Here is an 18,562-nt window from a genome sequence, read left to right as displayed (position 1 = left end):
TTACAACTTGGAGGCTGTCATGGTAGAGCGCGTAATCATCATCGACTAAGTACGAACAGTACAAAAAAGGACTAACACAATGAATATTAAAACAAATTATAACTTGGAGGCTGTCATGGTAGAGCGCGTAATCATCATCGACTAATTGTTATTATTGTAGTGGCCTGAGGTGTTGAACACCTCAGCCCTATCTTTTATTAAGGAGGAAAATATGATTGAGGAAAAAGCACAAGGTGATTGGGGCAGTATGCTCAACGAGTATTACCAACTTACCAGACACCCGTTGCCAGGCGAGTTAGATTTCTGGAAAGGGCAGATCAGCAAAGGGGATTCGGTGATTGAAATTGGTGCAGGGCAAGGTTTCATCACAAAACATTTAGTTGAACAGCAACCGAGTAAGCTTTTACTGGTTGAACCTTGTGAGTCATCAGCTCGTTATCTAGAGCCACTCTCAAAGCAAACTAAGTTCATTGATATTTCATATGACCTATTTGAAACATGTGAAAACTTGCGTGTATCAGATTGCATCTTATTTCCCTATGACTCGTTGCCAATGGTAAGTTTTGACTCTTATGATCAGTTTTTTGCCAAAATCAGAGATAATTTAACGGATAGCGGTAAATTTGTATTTCATATAAGTACTAAAAAGTGGAACGAAGAGTACATTAGCAAGTTTGAAAAGACATACCGTACCACCAAAACATTTCCTTCTGGCCGTAACGTAACCATTCTTGCGTGGGCTGAAAAGCATTCTGATACTGGCTACACCAAATTCTTCTGCTTTATTGATAGTGAAACCCATGAGTCTGAATACTATCAGATGACTACCAATATCATTGATGAGCAGTTTGTTCAGTCAATGTGTGACAAGCATCAACTGTCTATTTCTAATGTACAAACATCATTTGATGGCTTGCCTGGAGAGGATGATTTGGTGATCACCCTAACCAAACAAAGAGCGGCATCATGAATGCAGATATCATCAAAAAGAAAAACTTTTTCTTGTTGTGGCAAGGTAGCTTGGTCAGCTTTATCGGCAGTCAATTACATTTGATAGCCTCACTGGCGTGGCTGAAGTCACACCCTGAATATACCTCTGCGATCCCACTTTATTTAATCGCGGCATCGTTACCGATTGCATTAATGGGGTTATTTGGCGGCGCTTTGGTGGATCGTGGCTCAAGTAGAAAGATGGTTATTTTTGGCGATCTTATATCGGGTGTACTGGCCGTGCTACTGGGCGCACTGTTTATATTTTCGGACTTGTTTGACAAGCAATGGTTATTGATGGCGTTAATCTTAATTACGATTGGGATTGGGGTTTGCCAGTCTTTACACAAACCAGCCACGTTAAAGCTTATCAAACTCACTGTTACGAAGGATGAGTTGTGTGATGGGCATGCTTGGTATGAGTTTTCAAATCGCATTTCTGCTCCTATCGGTCATGCAATTGGTGGCTTTTTTATTACGGTTGTGAGTTTTGGTGCGCTGTACCTAGCGAATGGACTTAGTTTCATTGCATCAGCCTGGAGTGAATCAAAGATATCGCGCTCGCTAGAGCAAGACAACAAAGCCAATGAGCAGAAAAAGTTGAGTCTGAAAGACGTTTTTTCAGGGATTGGTGAAATATTAAATAACCCACAGTACAGTGGAATTAAATCTATTATTTTATTGGTTTTTATGTTGAATATATTTGTTGCGCCTATACCCGCGTTAATGCCATTTTTGGCGGTAGATATATTAGGCATGGAAATTAATTGGATTGGTTATCTATTCTTTATCTTAGGTCTTGGCTTATTTTTTGGTGTGTTAATTTCTAGCAAAGTATATAACAAAAAGATTCTTGGTTTTTGTATTGAGGATTTGCAGATACTCATTATGTGTGGCGCGTTTTTATTGTTGTATGCTGCAAGCAATTCGGTCGGTGTTGGGCTTGGGTTATTTTTAGTTGGTATGATATCTAGCTCGTTAAGTATTCACCTAACAACCCGCTTACAAGAAATGATCCCTGTGGATGCAACTGGTGTGGTGATGGGGTTTATCGTTTCTATGGCATACATCTGTACGCCTCTGGCACTGCTGGGGGTTGCGATAGCCCTTAAGTTAGTTGCACTTCAGGCGCTTACTTTATTCTTTTTATTTTCTGCGTGCTGTTTAAGTGTGTACATCATAATCAAAACAGTGACAAACCGAACGGATTGGATTGGGAGATCTGAGAATGTCAAAAATTAATGTCATTGCTGCTGGTGACTGTTTTATCAACAGAGATCTGCCCAAAAGCACTGAGTTTGAGCACTTGGCTGAGTTTTTTAAACAAGCTGATGTGCGGTTTTGTAACTTTGAGTCCACCTTATGTGACACGACGAATATACTGTTTCCTGCAGCCAGCTCCGGCGGGACATGGGCTCAAACTCATTACCGTACTTTAGATAATTTATCTGCGCTAGGCATTAATACCTTGTCTTTAGCCAATAACCACATTATGGATTATTCGCATGCAGGGTTGCAGATGACGACAAAGCACCTTGTCGAGCGGGGATTTAAGGTGGCCGGTGCGGGAAATAATCTCAGAGAAGCTGCTGCGCCGACCTACCTTGAAACACTAGGGGGGCGAGTGGCGATGGTTGCTGCTACGACAACTTTTCATGACCATAATCGCGCCGGTGAACAAACGCCAGATCTGTCAGGGCGTCCAGGTTTAAACCCTCTGAGAGTGGAAACCGTACATCAAATATCTGCCGATGCATTAGCCGTGTTGAAACAGATAGCGCAATCTACAGATATTAACGCCGAATTGGCTTATGCGGCGCAAAAAGGCAGCCTCATTAGTGACGATCCGGATCAGGTCTTTTATTTTGGTGACTATGATTTTCAGCAAGGAGCAGAAAGTAAAAGTATCCATACACTCAATGCCCAAGATGTCGAGCGTATCTTCCAGTCAATTGACGAGGCAAAGAGTCAGAGTGATCTAGTTATGGTGAGCTTGCACTCTCACCAGATGAAGTTGGGCGATGCACACACTCCCCCAGAGTTTTTGCAGCATTTTGCTCGCCAGTGCATTGAGCGAGGCGCGCACATTTTTCTTGGTCACGGCCCGCACCACAACCGAGGTATGGAAGTGTATCAGGGCTGTCCGATCTTCTATGGATTAGGCAATTTTATTTTCCACAACTTGACCGTGACCAAGCAACCTTGGGAGATGTATGAGCTACTTGGCTTAAAACATGAGAATCGCGTGACAGATGTACTGAATCGGCTCGATGGCAATGGTAGCAAAGGGTATAAAAAGCACCGTGAATATTGGACTTCATTCTTACCTGTTTGTGAATTTGAACATGGCAAGATGACGAGTCTTAAGATTTATCCGTGTGATCTGGGCGAAGGGGAACACAGGCATACTCTGGGTACACCGAGGTTGAGTTCAAGCCTAGCGAGTTTAGAAACATTTGTGCAGCTTTCTCGCCAGCTGGGAACAGAATTACAGTTTGGCGACGATCACCTAATTTATTCAATATAAATATCAATAGTAAAGGTGGCGTTGCTGCGCCATCTTTTTATATCTGAGCGATGCCATTCCTGTTAAATATTTCAGTTACTTCATATGTTTATTTTATGTTAAATTTTAAGTGTGCTGGGAAGATAAGACTGAGGGAATATCATGACTCAACGACCACTTACACATTTATTTAGTTTATTGATACTAAGTGTGTTGATTTCTTTTAATGCTTATGCAGAAAAGCTGGTGATGGTCGCAGAGGTAAAGGATTGGCAACAGGGAGCTGCAATACCACTTTGGTGCCATGCCCGAGCACTTCATAAATTCCACATTACCAGTCACAGCGAAGCGCAGCTCAAGTGGATTAAGCCCAATGGTAGTTATGTCGAGCAGGGAGAGGTCATTGCACTGCAAGACGCTTATTACCTTGCTAAACAAAAAGAGCTTCTAGAATTAGATTTACAAACAGCCAAGTTAACCTATCAACTCGAACAAAGCGAGTATCAACGGCTTCAGAATTTAAGCCGAGATCATACTTCTGAACAGCAACTGATGCTCAGAGCAAACAAGGTTAAAGCTGCACAGTTGGCAAAACATCGACTTGAATCACAAATATCAGTGGCCACACATAAACTTGAAAAACTTAGCCATACTGCGCCTATTTCAGGGCAGATCATCCAAATTGATGCACAGCCAGGGCAATTTCTTAGCCAAGGGGAGCTGTTAGCTATCATTGAGCCGCAACAAGCCCAAGAGCTGAGTTGCGATATGCCGATGCACGCATATCAGGCAATAGGAGGAAGCCAAGGTTTAAAGTACGCGATGTTTAACGCTGAAGGACTGAATGCGATGCACTTTCTGCGTGGCAGTAAAATATCGTCCGAAGACAAGCAAGTGGTGAATTTTGTGCTCGGATACGATATGTCGGCTGAGGTTGGATTGCTGGTAGGGGAAAGTATAAAAGTTGACGTCAGCATGGAGCAGGATAGTTTAACTCAAATCCCGCACGATGCATTACAAATAGACTCATCAAATCAATTTGTTTGGCGTTTAACCAACAGTGCCCATGTTGAACGGATCAAAGCTGAGGTGGTGTTTCACCTGCGCGATCAGGTGGTTGTCAGATCTGCGCTCCAAGTGGGGGAAAAAGTCGTGACGGTAGGAAAACAAGGCTTGACTGAGCAAGATCTTGTAAAGGTATCTGAATGGAATTCAGGGACCTTAACTCAGGCTCGATGGGAAACTGACCAGCTATGACAACACCACGGTCCTTTATCCAATCTGAGCAGGTGAACCGAGTCATTTTGTGTTTGGCACTGATGTCTATTGTGATTGCTGGCTATCAGGTTTTTTCGCTTAAAAGCGCTTTGCTCCCACCTATTGAAAAACCCCGGATAACTTTGCATACCAGCTGGCAGGGGAAGGGGGCCGATGAAATAGAGCAAACGCTGGTGACGCCTTTGGAACAACAATTGCGAAGTTTAAATGGTTTGAGTCGGATCGAGTCTGTGGTTTCAGAAAGCTTTGCTGCCACTGAGCTATTTTTTCATCCTAGGAGCGATTTGGATCAATTGTATCTCGAGGTCTTATCGCAAATTAATCAGGTGCCAAATTGGCCAACGCAAGTGCTACCTCCACGTGTGATCAACCAGTCATCTGGCGCGAATTTGACCCTCGCTTCGGCTATGTTGTATGGCGAACAGAATCACACCAAACAAGACTATATTCATGTGATGGAGAAAATTATAGAGCCGGCACTGGCTAAGGTTCAGGGGGTTGCACGTATTGAAACCGGCTTTAATAGTACTGAGCAACGCATTGATATTCGATTTCAGCCGAAGCAATTAACCCAACTGGGCTTAACTACTGAAGACATTGCCGCGGCATTGACTGCATTAAAAGATCAATCAGGTGGTCAATTGGTAATTGGTTCCCATGACTACAGTTTGCATTTTAACGGGCAAGTACCGTTAGAAGAACTGGGTAATGTGAATATCGCTGTACGTCAGGGGCATGTGATCCAGTTACACGAAATTGCAAAGATAGTACGCCAGCCTGCATCGCCATGGGGTTATGCGGCGTTTAAAGGCAAGCGGGCATTTTATTTTACCCTTGAGCCTAGTGCCAATATTGACTCATTGGCCACCATGGCAGAAGTAAAAGCGGTTTTTGAGCAGCTCAATGACGGTGTTTTGCCACGCTATGGCATGCAATTGTCCTTGAGCCGTGATGACGCAAAATCTATTAATTCTGCTTTGCTTCAAGTCTATGGCAACTTATTACTTGGCATTGCGCTGGCAGGTATGATGTTGGTGTTATTCTTTGGTGATTTAAGGTCTGTCGGCTTGATAATGCTTGCCGTGCCAGTGTGTTTATCTCTGGTTATATTGGGGATGAAAATAGGAGATTTTAGTCTCAATGTAATCTCTTTGGCTGGCATGGCATTGTCAACCGGTTTGCTATTGGATGCAGCCATAATTGTAATTGAGAATATAAATCGTCATCTAGGCTCAGGCAAGGCTGTTCATATGGCAATCGCACAGGGGACTCGAGAAGTTCGAGGTGCCATTGTTTCCTCGACGCTATCAAGTATTCTGGTGTTCATACCTATGGTAATGATGGAGTCGGTAGAAGCACAATTGTTTGTTGATTTGGCTTTTACTGTGTCCAATGCGCTGTTGGCTTCAGTTATCGTTGCGCTGGTGGTGTTGCCTGCGGTGGCTCGATATTCGTTACGTCCGCGACCCGCGCTCAATACGACTCACAATATGGTCAATGTACGATGGCATAGTGCGCCAGTAAATCACTCAGGGGTGCGCTACGGTGTATTGTTAGTGGGGTTACCCTTGGCCACAGTGCTGAGTGTGATGTGGCTGCCTGATTTTGATGTCCTCCCAAGCCCCAAACAAAAGAAAGTCAACGCCGTGGTGGTGTTTGAAGCGCCGCTATCAAGCCAAGCTGCTGAGCTGCAAATCGCGCAAAAAATTCAAGCGCGTTTGTTGCACGCGCAACAAAAAAAGCTCGCGCCACAATACGGTGCATATGGCATGTTTTGTAATACTCAGCTTTGTCAGTTGTACTTCTATCCCAGTGATGATTGGGATATGAGTCGTTTTAGGCACTGGCTAAAAACAGATATTTTGGCCGATTTACCTGGCACTGTCAGTTATGTAATGCAGGCTAAGTTATTGAATTTCGCCTTACCGGATAACCGCACTATTGAACTGCAATTGTCCGGAGCTGCATTGCCTGAATTGCAATCGATGGGACAAACTTTACTGTCACAGCTTAGAAGTTTATATCCGCTTGCCAAAATAACAGAGAAGTCGCCTTTGTCTAATCATATGACACGCATTGAGTTTACAGTGCGACCGAACGCGCTTGCTCGTTTAGGTTTAACCAGAGCGACACTGAATAATTATTTGGTCACGCTGACTGATGGAATGTATTTAGGTCATTATTATACGCAAGGTGCATCCTTACCTATGTATTTGAGTGGCGAACAGGTTAAGGATGTCGATAGCTTATTAAACACCGCCATTTTGGTGCCCGATCATGGCTTGGTATACCTGCATCAGTTAGTCACAACACAAATGGTTAAGGTACCGTCTGAGTGGCTTAGGGTGAATGGCGAACAGGCTGTTGCGTTGGCAATAGAGCCGCCCGAAGGGGTGGCCGTTGGCCCATTTGTGGAACAAATTAAGGCGAGTGTAAAAACGCAGTTAAAGCAGCTTGATCCGCAGCAGACGGTATTGGTCGCGTTCCAAGGGAGTGCAGATAACCTCAGTATATTTCTGCGAGAATTTTTGTTGCTAATTTTGTGTGCGTTGGCCGTGTTAAGCGTGTTGCTGTGGTTAACACTTAAATCTTGGCAGCTTGCGTTAGCTGTTTTATTGAGTTTACCTATGGCTTTATTTGGTGGTGTTTTGGCACTCAATGGGGTCGATATTATCTATGGGCAAAGCCTAGATATGATCACCATGATTGGCTTTATTATCTTGCTTGGTCTGGTCATCAATAATGCAATTTTGATTGCAGAGCAAGTGCGTATTGGCCGCGCAAATGGTTTAGCGCAATCACAATCGATTATATGTGCGATTAAAAACCGTAGACGACCAATATATATGAGTACGGGAACCAGTATTCTCGGTATGCTGCCATTGTTACTTAGCCCTGCTGAGGGCGCTGAAATTTATCGCGGGTTAGGTGCTGTGATTGTCGGGGGAATGACGATTAATGCAATACTTGGCATGCAGTTTATGGCAGCCCTGTTATCGATGCCTTGGTTTGCCAATGCAAATATTGATGAAACAGTGAATATTAAACAGGTGGTACAACAATAATTTCTGATAAAAAGAGTAAAAGTAGTACCGAATGTGTGCTGTGCGGGGTTAAATGCTGTTTGAATTCGCTCGTGTAAATGGCAGGCGGTTTGGAGCGTGCTTCAAACCGCGACTGCAAGGGTGCGGCCGGCTAGGTGCGGCCGGCTGGCCTAATGCGACGACAATTAGTGTGCAGGACATGCACCGTTGCCGAGAGAAAAACACAAATCATCACCGTGAATCTTGTTAACACGACAAGCGCCACCACCACCAAATGACGGACAATCTGTTCCGCCACCAATTTGATCTGTGACATTAATGGGTAGGCTAGCTTTTTTAGAAAGGGCTTTGAGCTGATGCTTTTTCAATGTTAGTTTCATTGTTGTATTCCTGCTATTGGTTATTAATTAACCTAACTGTATATGAGGTGTATCAGGAATTTAACTGACCGTTCTTACAGGTATAAAAGACGCCTATTTTTTCCATATACACAGGCAAACATAGGGTGGTGATTTGAGTGATGACAATGAGATAAAAAGGCCTTGCTTCCTTGCGAAGCCTATTAGGACACTCAGTACTAAATTATCAGCTTTGCCATGATGCAAAGCTGAGACGAAATAGCTTCCTTACTCATTCAATCCTTGAATGACATATCGCGAGAGCTTGTGTCCTTGTCTTAAGTTGACGCTCTTTTCTTATTATTATGCTGCTCTTTTGTTGCTATATGCTGTGCTCCTAGGGTGGCAGCAGCAGATTACAGCAATCTAAGATGTCTGCATTTGCTATAACAGAACCTCTGTTATTTCAATGAGGTAAATAATACTGAGTTTTTAATTTGAAAAAAGCCGTTAGTTATTACAGGTGTACAAAGCACATGATTTGATCAATAAAGTTAGGGCCATCACGTGGTTATCTATGAAGAATTGATAAAGCTGTAAGAGCTGAGTCTCACGTAATATCAGGCCATGCGCATTTTGCATGGTTGATAGAATGTGTGGCGATTTTGCTCACCATTTTATATCAATTCTTTGACGTAACTTATCTTTATGACTATCAATCTTGATAAATCGAGTTAAAATATCGGCAATAATTTCTGAACGATATTTCACCCTGCGATTGAGTTTGGTTGGGCACACGGAGTGACAACCTTAAAGTGAGAGGTATGAGTGAAGAAATCTTAAGTTCAAAAAAGGATTCACCACTGATGGCATTAAATACAGTTATTCTAGCTGCGGGTAAAGGCACTCGTATGCGCTCTAAGTTACCTAAAGTTTTACATTCTATTGCTGGCAAGCCGATGGTTCAGCATGTAATAGACAATGCAACAGCGCTTGGTGCTAAGGCTACCAACCTAGTTTATGGTCATGGTGGTGAGCAGCTAAAAGCACGTTTATCTCATAATCAGGTGAACTGGGTATTGCAAGAAGAGCAATTAGGTACGGGTCACGCAGTGGCTGTTGCCAAAGAGTATATTGGTGATGATGACACAGTGCTGGTTTTGTATGGTGACGTACCACTGACGAAGCAGTCTACTTTAGAGAAGCTGTTGGCTGTGACGCCCAAAGCCGGTTTAGCTGTGCTGACGGTGACGCTAGATAACCCAACCGGTTATGGACGAATGGTCCGAGAAAACGGCAAGTTAGTCGGTATTGTAGAGCAAAAAGATGCTTCACAAGAACAACTTAAGATCCAAGAGATCAACACTGGGATTATGGCTGCCAATGGTGGGCTGTTGAAAAAATGGCTTGGTCAGCTATCTAACAATAATGCTCAAGGTGAGTATTACCTCACAGATATTGTGGCAATGGCACATCATGAAGGCGTTGAGATCAACTCAGCACAGCCAGATGATGAGATGGAAGTTGAAGGTGCTAATAATCGTGTTCAGTTGGCTGCTTTAGAACGTGCGTATCAGGCGCGCCAAGCAATCGAGTTGATGATTAACGGGGCCAGTTTGGCTGATCCGGCACGCATTGATGTACGTGGTGAAGTGACTACAGGTGAAGACGTCGAAATTGACGTGAATGTCATTTTTGAAGGTAAAGTGGTCATTGGTAATGAAGTGCGCATCGGTCCTAACTGTGTGTTAAAAGACTGTACGATTGGCGATGGTGTAGAAATTAAAGCCAACTCAGTTGTCGAGGAAGCACAGGTCAAAGCCAATTGCACACTTGGTCCATTTGCGCGATTACGCCCTGGTGCTGTGATGGAAGAAAATGCCCATGTTGGTAATTTTGTCGAGATGAAAAAGTCGCGACTTGGGTCGGGGTCAAAAGCTAACCACTTTACTTACCTTGGCGATACACAAGTTGGCGAGAAAGTGAATATTGGTGCAGGTACAATTACCTGCAATTATGATGGTGTGAATAAATCACAAACAATCATTGGCGATGGCGCATTTATTGGTTCGAACTCGTCCTTGGTTGCCCCTGTTACTATTGGTGCGCAAGCTACTGTTGCTGCAGGCTCCGTGATAACAACCAAGGTGCAAGACGAACAGTTGGCTGTTGCGCGAAGTAAGCAACGAAATATTTCTGGTTGGCAAAGGCCGGTAAAGAAATCGTAGCGATAAGATAGAAAGGGGAATTTATTTCCCTTTTTTTGTACCAGATTCCTTTCTGGATTCTAAAGTGATACATTAGCTTAGGGGTTAATTAATATTTAACAATAAAAACAATTAATTCGGGTGTACAAGTTATTATGGAAAATCTCTTTCGCAAAGAAGTACTTGAGAACAAGCGACACCGATTAGAAGGAGCTGTGAGCTTAGTTCAGCCACCTGTGTTTAAAACACTCACCTTTCTGATCTTATTTGTAGTGATCGTCAGCATTATTTACCTAACTTTAGGAAGTTATGCCCGTAAAGAGCGGGTTACTGGCGTTTTAGAACCCAATACTGGGGTATTGAGCATGGTTGCTTCACAGGAAGGGATCATTGCAGAAGTCTTGGTTGAAGAGGGACAGCTTGTTGCTGCCAATCAGCCCATCGTGCGTATTGCATCTGCCAAACACAGCACTCAAGCACTAGAACTCAATCAAACGCTACTCAATCAATATTCATTTCAATTGAAAAATATTGAGCGTTTAATAGCCCAACAAGAGCAACAATACCGCCTTGATTTGACCGAGTTAGAGCAGCAAAAAACAACAGCACAAAAACGCCTAGTTGAATTAAACCATCAGTCGCAGACATTTACTAAGCGATTGGAGTTAAATGAGCAAATGGTAGGTCAAATCAGTACCTTGAAAGGCACTGGATATATTTCAGAGCTGGAACTGCAAAGACAAAAAGACACCTTATTATCGCTGCAACAGCAATCATCTAGTATTCGCTCTGAAAAATTGAGTCTACAGGCGCAAATAGAGCAATACGATACGCAATTAGAAAAACTACCGTTGCAACATGCTGAACGTATTAATCAGTTGAATTCTCAGCGTGCAGACATGGAAATCCAACTTTCATCAGTCGAGCAGCAGCGTTTAGGTGAACTAAGAGCACCAAAAGCGGGTGTCGTGACAGGGTTATTAGCCAAAGTGGGTAAAAATGTAGTCACCGGAGAGCGTTTGCTCAGTGTGATCCCTGAAAACAGTCAGATGCAAGCGGTTATTTATGTGCCTACTTCAGCCTTTGGTTTTATAGAGTCGGGACAAGAAGCTAAATTACGTTATCACGCCTTCCCATACGAAAAGTTTGGAATTTATGGTGGGGAAATAAAACAAATTAGTAACTCATTGATTTTACCTGAAGAAGCCATTATTCCAGGCATGATAAGTGAGCCAGCTTATCGTGTCATAGTGACGCTATCTGAGCAAAGTATACAGGCATATGGTAAGTCGACACCACTGCGAGCTGGCATGATGCTGGACGCAGATATCATTATCGAAGAGCGATCACTGCTACGTTGGTTGTTTGATCCGGTATTTAGTATTAAAGGACAGCTATAGCTGCAATAACGATAATAAAAGGCTTTATATGCACCAGGAAGATAACTCACCGGTACAAAAATTACAGTTTTGGTCAAGGAATTCGCTGCCGGTCATTTTGCAATCAGAGGCGGCAGAGTGTGGCTTAGCAAGTCTGGCAATGGTTGCTGCGTATCACGGTTACCACAGTGATCTAACAACACTGAGACAAAAGTTCAGTATTTCTATTGAAGGCGCAACGCTGCTCGATATCATGCATTTTGCAGAGCAACTGGAACTCAGTTCTCGACCTTTGCGCATTGAATTAGAAGACCTCGATGCGCTACAAACACCGTGTATTTTACATTGGGATATGAACCACTTTGTGGTGCTTAAAAAAGCCAATGAAAAGCGCATTGTGATCCATGACCCCGCGTCGGGCGAAAAAACTTTTACTCTTGAAGAGGCGTCAAAGCACTTCACGGGTGTTGCGCTTGAACTGACACCGACAAAGAGCTTTGAAAAACAAGAAAAGAAACCCAGTTTAAGGTTTGCCGACTTCTGGAGTCGGATCACCGGCCTAAAACGCTCTCTATTATTGATATTTTTGCTGTCAATTTTGTTGCAGGTATTTACCCTTGCCGCCCCCTATTATATTCAGCTCGTCATCGATGATGTGGTTTTGACAGGAGATACCAACCTCTTAACGGTGTTGGCGACAGGCTTTTTCCTCGTACTGGTGTTTGAAATTGCCACCAATGCGCTGCGTGGTTTTACGCTGCTGCACTTCGGTAACCAAATGAATATTCAGTTGGGTGCCAACTTATTTCATCACTTAGTACGTTTACCTATCTCTTATTTTGAGAAACGGCATATGGGGGATGTGGTATCACGTTTTGGTTCACTGCAACAGGTAAAACAGATACTGACGACAGGTGTAATCGAAGCCATTATAGATGGCTTAATGGCCATTATCACATTGGCGATGATCTTCTTTTACAGTCCCACATTGTCGGTGGTTGTACTGACCGCCGTGATTGCCTATGCGCTTGTACGGATCGCCATGTATAAGCCATTTAGAAATATCAGTGAGCAAGAGATCATGGCGCGAGCGGAGGAAAACTCCAACTTCATGGAAACCGTGCGCGGGATCCAAACAATCAAGCTATTTGGCTCTGAAGTGAAGCGTGAAGGACAGTGGCAAAACCGCTATGCCAATGCAATTAACCAAAGTATTCGTCTGGGCAATTTCCAAATTGGTTACGATGCCATTAACCGTGCACTCTTTGGTATTGAAAACATCCTTGTGGTTTATTTGGCTGCACACCTAGTATTAGAAGGGGGATTTAGTACCGGGATGCTTTTTGCGTTTATGTCTTATAAACGTCAATTTATGGACAAGACCGCCAATCTCATCGAAAAGCTTATCGAGTTTAAAATGGTTGGGTTGCACTTTGACCGTATCGCAGATATCGCCTTGACTGACAAAGAAACCTTGCAGCCTGAGCAACTTAAAAAACATGCCGTCGAAGGTAAAATTGAGCTGAAAAATATTTGTTTTGCATACTCAGATGCAACACCTGACGTCTTACACAAGTTAAGTTTAGATATCGCACCTGGTGAGTCAGTGGCCATCACCGGCCCATCTGGCTGTGGTAAATCAACGCTGCTTAAAATTATGCTTGGCTTGAATCAGGCTAAAAGTGGTGATGTCTTGATTGACGATGTGCCGATTGAGCAAATAGGGGCGCGTCAATATCGTCAGCAGATCGCAGCGGTGATGCAAGATGATGAGTTACTGTCAGGTTCGGTCGCAGACAATATTGCGTTCTTTGATACGCCAATTGATATGGAACGTGTCGTGTACTGTGCACAACTTGCCGCAATTCATGATGATATCAGTCAAATGCCGATGGGTTATGACAGCTTGATCGGTGATATGGGGTCATCGCTATCCGGTGGTCAAAAGCAACGTATTATTTTAGCGCGTGCATTGTATAAGCAACCCAAAATTCTCTTTATGGATGAGGCGACAAGTCACCTAGATACGTCTTTAGAGTCAGATATCAACGAAGCGGTTAGTCGCCTAGATATGACTCGGGTGATCATTGCGCACCGAAAAGAGACGATTGCTTCAGCAGATAGGGAAATCCGACTGCAAAAAGTACACGCTGAAGAGCTTGAGGCACAAAACGAGTAGCCTGTTTTTACGAAGATCACCTATACCCAGCTAGCATAGTGTATAGGTGACAACCACAGGCTGAAGGAAACATATATAGATACAATATAAGCGATATAAATGAGGATAATAGGAACACTCTCTATTGAGCTACCTCATGATTTAAGTTAGCTTTTATTGATACAAGAAAAAAAATAAAGCTTTATTAATTAAGGAAGACCATGTCAGAGCAACTACTAATTACAGACAGCCAACGGCAAGAAATTGGCGACATCATCACTGTCCTAGCGCAAGAAGTCAGCCGCAATATTCAAACAGATACTGAATTAAAAAACGGCCTACTGAGCGGACTTGCTGGACAACTTTTATTTCTATTTAAAGCACATCAATTGGATCCAAATTCCGTTGATGAAGCGCTTTTTTCAGAGAAGCTAGAATTATTACAAGAGCAATTAGCTGAGCAAAGCTTCGAGTTAAGCACAGGCCTTGCAGGTCAAGCTTGGGTACTTGAGTATTTGAATCAAGCAGATCAAGATGATTATGATTCAGAGTTGCTGGAAGATGTCGATGAGCTGTTTACACAAGCGCTTGACTACAACCCGTGGCCGGGTGAAATTGAAATGGTGCTGGGCTTGTCTGGTTACGCACCTTATGCTGCTAGACGCAGTAAGTATTCAGACCAAACTAAATTGTTCGACATTATTGTGTCGGGGCTTGAGAGCACCGCGACGTATTTTGACAACGGTCACATCGCTTGGTCACAACCGAAAGAGTCAGTATATCGATTTGATACGGATGACAAAGAAAAGCCTGAGTTCAACTTAGGGCTGGCGCATGGTGTACCAGGGATGATCGCGGCGTTATTGCCGGCATTGAAAATCCCATCACTACAAGCACGTGTTACTAAATTGGTTTCAGGCGCATGTGATTGGCTATTGGAAAACCAAACTGGGCACAATCATGCCCCTTCATGTTATGGCTCATGTGCTGGTGAAGACGAGCCGAACTCTCGTCTAGGTTGGTGTTATGGAGACATCACAATTGCCTTGATACTGGCAAGAGCGGGCCAGGCGTTAGATCGCCCAAGTTATGTTGATAGCGCGCTGGAAATTGCCCTACATGCAGCTAAACGAGATGCTAAGAGCGGCTATATCAATGATGCAGGGTTGTGTCATGGGTTTGTTGGCCTTGCACTTATTTTCCAAATTGTAAATCAATACATGCCAAACCCACAGTTATTTAAAACGACCCAATACTGGGTTGACTACAGCTTAAATGAGTATCGCGAACGCGGGCTCGAAGCTTTGTACTCGTATAACGGTCTGAGCAAAGAGCACGAGGTTGACTACGGCTTTTTAATGGGCTTTGCGGGTATTGGGTGTGGGCTGATTAGTTTGTTAGATGACGATGTTAGTTGGACAGACTGTTTGTTGATGGTATAGGAGTACAGATATGTCTAGCAAACAATTAAAAAGTGATAATTTTTTTGTAATACGTACACCGCGTTTAGCCTTGGAGCAGCTAGTGGCATTTGGCGATGAAAACCAAGACACAAACACGCTGTTAAGTGCATGGTTGTCGACACCTGGGGTTGAAGAAGCGATTTATCTGGCCAGTCCATCACTGCTGGAGCGCATCGATCAATGGCGCACTAAACCTGACTCTAAACAGGGTAAAAAAGTCGCCCATGCACTGATTAAATACATGGTGCGCATGTGTTCGCGCCCCACACCATTTGGCTTATTCTCAGGCATTCATCAAGGGACAGTAGATAGTCAAACCACGCTAACACCAGCACAACACACTAAAGATACACGCAAAACCCGGCTTGATATGTTTTATTTGTCGGCGTTAAAAGAGCATTTTATTAAACATGCTTCACGTTCAGATCATCTGACCTATAAGCCAAACTCATCACATTACTTTATTGCCGAGCAGTGCCGTTATATCGAAACTTATTTGTCTGATGACACCATGCAGTATCGATTAAGCGCCGTTGAAAGTGATGAGTATTTTAAGTTTGCACTGGAATTGGCTAAACCGGGTTTGAGCTTCAATGCGCTTGTTTCGCATTTTCTTGCGCACTATCAAGAAGCGGATCAAGAAGAAGTCGAAAGCTATATTCAAGATCTGATCGATGAAGGCGTGTTGCTTGCTGATATTCCACTGCCTTTGACGGGCGATTCTCCGGATCAAGCGTTACTTAAATCAATTGAAGGCATTAAAGAGTTGGATGCGGCGGACAAGCTGGCAACGGCACTGAGTCAAATAGAACAACTTGATAACGCACGAAGTGGTGAGATCGCACCGTACAAGCAGCTGCTGTCTCACCTTGAAAACCTGCCGGTGAAGGCACAAGAAAACAAACTATTCCAAAGTGATATCTATCGCGCGTTTGAGCAATGCCAAATTTCTGAAATGGAACTCAAGCGTGTACAAAAACAATTGGAAGTGATCGCAGGGTTGACTATCACCAGTGCCGGATCTGGTTTAAGTCAGTTTATGACGCAATTTAACAGCCGCTTTGAAGGCCAGTTTGTGCCTCTAGATGCGATTTTGGACGATGAATCAGGCATAGGTATTTCTACCGAAACAGGCTACGAAGCACCGTTGGTAGCGGGGTTAAACTTAGCACGTAATGGTTCTAATCAGGCGACAGCGCCTGAAGTGAGCATGATTGACAGCATTGTTGAACGCGCGCTGAGTTTACCTGAAAACCGTGGCAAAGACTGTGTGGTGTTGAAGAGCAAAGAGCTCAAAGGGAAAATAAATAACAAAGACGCAATAAAGAGTTTTCCATACTCTTTTGGCACTATGCTGAGCCTATATCAAGATGACAGAGGCAATCCTGTCTATAAATTTAATGGCTGTTATGGCCCATCCGCAGCAAACTTATTGGGCCGGTTCTGTCACCTTGACCCGCAATTAAAAGAGTCGGTCACCGAACATTTAACCCATGAACAGTCCCACAGTGAAGATGTCATTTTTGCAGAAGTGGTGCATATGCCTGAAGGGCGACCTGGTAACGTGATAGCCCGACCACATTTGAGGCAATATGAAATTGTATTTATGGCTGACAGCGCGTTAAGTGACGAATTCCAAATCCCACTCAGTGATTTGCATGTGTGGGTTGAAGGTCAAAAAGTGAAGCTGTGGAGCAAGCGTTTAAATAAGCAAGTTATCCCACGTTTATCGAGTGCACATAATTACTCGGCACGCAGCTTAAGTGCCTATAAGTTCCTATGTATGTTGCAACACCAAGAGGGGCGTGCGCCGCACTTTAGTATGCCATCGAGTACAGAGCGCGCTTCATTTGTACCTAGAGTGATGTTAGATAACCTGATCCTCAGTGAGAAGACTTGGCGTATCGAGCGCACAGAGTTGGAAGCGGTCAATAAAAAAGGCCAGTTCAATCGCCAACAGCTTGACGACTTAATGCAAAAATATCAGTTGGATGCGCAAGTGAGCTTTGCCATGGCTGACAATGTATTGCAGCTGGATTTACGCAATCCGGAAATGTTTGCCATTTTATTAGGAGAAAGCAAGGGCCAGACGACAGTCGAGTTAAAAGAAGTACTAACCAGTGCTTATCGCTCTCGCGTAGTGGACAGTGCAGGTCACCATTATAACAATGAAGTGATAGTGCCGTTTTTCAACGAACATGCTGTGGTGCACAGTCATTTCTCAGATGATCCTATTGCAAATATTACTGCGGAGCCGATTAAGCGTCGTTTCAGTGCAGGCTCTGAGTGGCTAAGCTTAAAGATATATTCAGGTAACTCTTTGGTTGAACAGTTATTGACGGATGAGTTATTGCCTTTGATTGAACAAAATGCTGGGCTCTATGACAAGTGGTTCTTTATTCGATACGGTGATCCTGATTGGCATATTCGTCTGCGTTTCCACGGTGATCCGCAACTATTGTGTGGCCAACTGTTACCGCGCTTAAATGCACTACTAGATCCAAAAATTGAATCAGGAGAGCTTCACAAGGTTGAGTTAATGACCTACGAGCGAGAAGTTGAGCGTTACGGTGGTCCTGAATCAATGGGCTTGGTTGAGTCGCTGTTTATGTTTGATAGCCGATTAATCGCTCAATCATGTGCATTGGTAGAAGAATATGGTGAAGACATTCGTTGGCGTGTTGCGCTGGCATGCACCCATCGACTGCTGAATATGTTTGAGTATACAGATGAAGCGCGTTTTGCTTTGGTGAGTCAGCTGCGCGAGGGCTTCGGCCGAGAGTTCAACGAAACCAGTGCATTGCGTAAGCAGCTGGGTAGCCGTTATCGTGAATACCAAGAGAAGCTAGACGATGACTTTATCAAGTTAGTACCTGAGCAGGCCGATCAATGTGATGAGGCGCAATCTGCGATATTGAACATTTTAGAACAGTGGCAAAATAGCGCAGCGCCAGTGATTGAAGTTTTGAATCGCCAGATCACAGAAAAGCAACTGAATTGTACTCGGGATTCATTGCTGAATTCACTCTTGCATATGCACAACAATCGCATGTTCAAGGCGTATGGTAGAGAGCAGGAGCTGGTAATACACGACCTGTTACGCCGTAAGTACTTTTCAGCAGATAAAAAAGCATAATTGCGGACATGAATGAAAAAGCGCTCACTTGAGCGCTTTTTTTGTGCTTTGCATAGAGGCACA

11 protein-coding genes are annotated in these 18,562 nt (G+C 43.7%); 10 read left to right on the top strand and 1 reads right to left on the bottom strand.

All coding sequences use genetic code 11. The annotated features are described in order from the left end of the window. Positions 1–211: 211 nt before the first annotated feature. From MHN81_RS12815 to MHN81_RS12795, 5 genes are all read left to right on the top strand, one after another. Positions 212–970 (top strand): class I SAM-dependent methyltransferase, encoded by a 759-nt coding sequence (locus tag MHN81_RS12815; protein WP_023398939.1) that lies wholly within the window; start codon positions 212–214, stop codon positions 968–970. Next, positions 967–2,232, top strand: a complete 1,266-nt coding sequence (locus MHN81_RS12810) for an MFS transporter (protein ID WP_239425904.1) — start codon at positions 967–969, stop codon at positions 2,230–2,232. Before MHN81_RS12815 ends, MHN81_RS12810 begins: the two co-directional genes overlap by 4 nt. Further along, a complete protein-coding gene (locus MHN81_RS12805) occupies positions 2,219–3,517 on the top strand; it encodes a CapA family protein (protein ID WP_023398941.1) in 1,299 nt (432 codons plus the stop codon). The genes MHN81_RS12810 and MHN81_RS12805 overlap by 14 nt, the downstream gene beginning before the upstream one ends. Before the next feature lie 141 nt (positions 3,518–3,658). Then, positions 3,659–4,753 carry an efflux RND transporter periplasmic adaptor subunit gene (locus MHN81_RS12800; RefSeq protein ID WP_023398942.1) on the top strand — a complete coding sequence of 365 codons (1,095 nt, stop codon included), beginning with the start codon at positions 3,659–3,661 and terminating at the stop codon, positions 4,751–4,753. After that, entirely contained in the window at positions 4,750–7,839 is a 3,090-nt protein-coding gene (locus tag MHN81_RS12795; RefSeq protein WP_239425902.1) for an efflux RND transporter permease subunit, read from the top strand. Before MHN81_RS12800 ends, MHN81_RS12795 begins: the two co-directional genes overlap by 4 nt. 164 nt (positions 7,840–8,003) lie before the next feature. On the opposite strand, the gene MHN81_RS12790 is transcribed toward MHN81_RS12795, so the two are convergent. Continuing rightward, positions 8,004–8,198: a hypothetical protein gene (locus tag MHN81_RS12790; RefSeq protein WP_023398944.1), complete on the bottom strand. Its 195-nt coding sequence runs from the start codon at positions 8,196–8,198 to the stop codon at positions 8,004–8,006. A gap of 824 nt (positions 8,199–9,022) precedes the next feature. On the opposite strand from MHN81_RS12790, the gene glmU reads away from it, so the two are divergent. From glmU to MHN81_RS12765, 5 genes are all read left to right on the top strand, one after another. Beyond that, positions 9,023–10,384: a bifunctional UDP-N-acetylglucosamine diphosphorylase/glucosamine-1-phosphate N-acetyltransferase GlmU gene (gene glmU, locus MHN81_RS12785; protein ID WP_023398945.1), complete on the top strand. Its 1,362-nt coding sequence runs from the start codon at positions 9,023–9,025 to the stop codon at positions 10,382–10,384. Positions 10,385–10,518: 134 nt separating this feature from the next. After that, on the top strand, positions 10,519–11,763 hold the full coding sequence (locus MHN81_RS12780; RefSeq protein WP_023398946.1) for an HlyD family efflux transporter periplasmic adaptor subunit: 1,245 nt from the start codon (positions 10,519–10,521) through the stop codon (positions 11,761–11,763). Between the two features lie 28 nt (positions 11,764–11,791). Next, entirely contained in the window at positions 11,792–13,921 is a 2,130-nt protein-coding gene (locus MHN81_RS12775; protein ID WP_023398947.1) for a peptidase domain-containing ABC transporter, read from the top strand. 200 nt (positions 13,922–14,121) lie between these two features. Continuing rightward, complete coding sequence (locus MHN81_RS12770) at positions 14,122–15,342, top strand: lanthionine synthetase C family protein (RefSeq protein WP_023398948.1); 1,221 nt, start codon at positions 14,122–14,124, stop codon at positions 15,340–15,342. A 10-nt stretch (positions 15,343–15,352) separates the two neighbouring features. Next, a complete protein-coding gene (locus tag MHN81_RS12765) occupies positions 15,353–18,499 on the top strand; it encodes a lantibiotic dehydratase (protein WP_239425899.1) in 3,147 nt (1,048 codons plus the stop codon). The last annotated feature ends 63 nt before the right edge of the window (positions 18,500–18,562 follow it).

The sequence above is a fragment of the Pseudoalteromonas sp. Of7M-16 genome (genome assembly GCF_022347805.1).
In the GTDB taxonomy this organism is placed as follows: domain Bacteria; phylum Pseudomonadota; class Gammaproteobacteria; order Enterobacterales; family Alteromonadaceae; genus Pseudoalteromonas; species Pseudoalteromonas luteoviolacea_F.
Note: the sequence above shows the minus strand (reverse complement) of the source record. Positions and strands in the feature narration are given on the sequence as shown.

Excerpts from the sequence above, each read along its gene's own strand:
- MHN81_RS12815 (WP_023398939.1), top strand. The coding sequence starts at position 212 with ATGATTGAGGAAAAAGCACAAGGTGATTGGGGCAGTATGCTCAACGAG.
- MHN81_RS12810 (WP_239425904.1), top strand. The coding sequence starts at position 967 with ATGAATGCAGATATCATCAAAAAGAAAAACTTTTTCTTGTTGTGGCAA.
- MHN81_RS12805 (WP_023398941.1), top strand. The coding sequence starts at position 2,219 with ATGTCAAAAATTAATGTCATTGCTGCTGGTGACTGTTTTATCAACAGA.
- MHN81_RS12800 (WP_023398942.1), top strand. The coding sequence starts at position 3,659 with ATGACTCAACGACCACTTACACATTTATTTAGTTTATTGATACTAAGT.
- MHN81_RS12795 (WP_239425902.1), top strand. The coding sequence starts at position 4,750 with ATGACAACACCACGGTCCTTTATCCAATCTGAGCAGGTGAACCGAGTC.
- MHN81_RS12790 (WP_023398944.1), bottom strand. The coding sequence starts at position 8,198 with ATGAAACTAACATTGAAAAAGCATCAGCTCAAAGCCCTTTCTAAAAAA.
- glmU (WP_023398945.1), top strand. The coding sequence starts at position 9,023 with ATGGCATTAAATACAGTTATTCTAGCTGCGGGTAAAGGCACTCGTATG.
- MHN81_RS12780 (WP_023398946.1), top strand. The coding sequence starts at position 10,519 with ATGGAAAATCTCTTTCGCAAAGAAGTACTTGAGAACAAGCGACACCGA.
- MHN81_RS12775 (WP_023398947.1), top strand. The coding sequence starts at position 11,792 with ATGCACCAGGAAGATAACTCACCGGTACAAAAATTACAGTTTTGGTCA.
- MHN81_RS12770 (WP_023398948.1), top strand. The coding sequence starts at position 14,122 with ATGTCAGAGCAACTACTAATTACAGACAGCCAACGGCAAGAAATTGGC.
- MHN81_RS12765 (WP_239425899.1), top strand. The coding sequence starts at position 15,353 with ATGTCTAGCAAACAATTAAAAAGTGATAATTTTTTTGTAATACGTACA.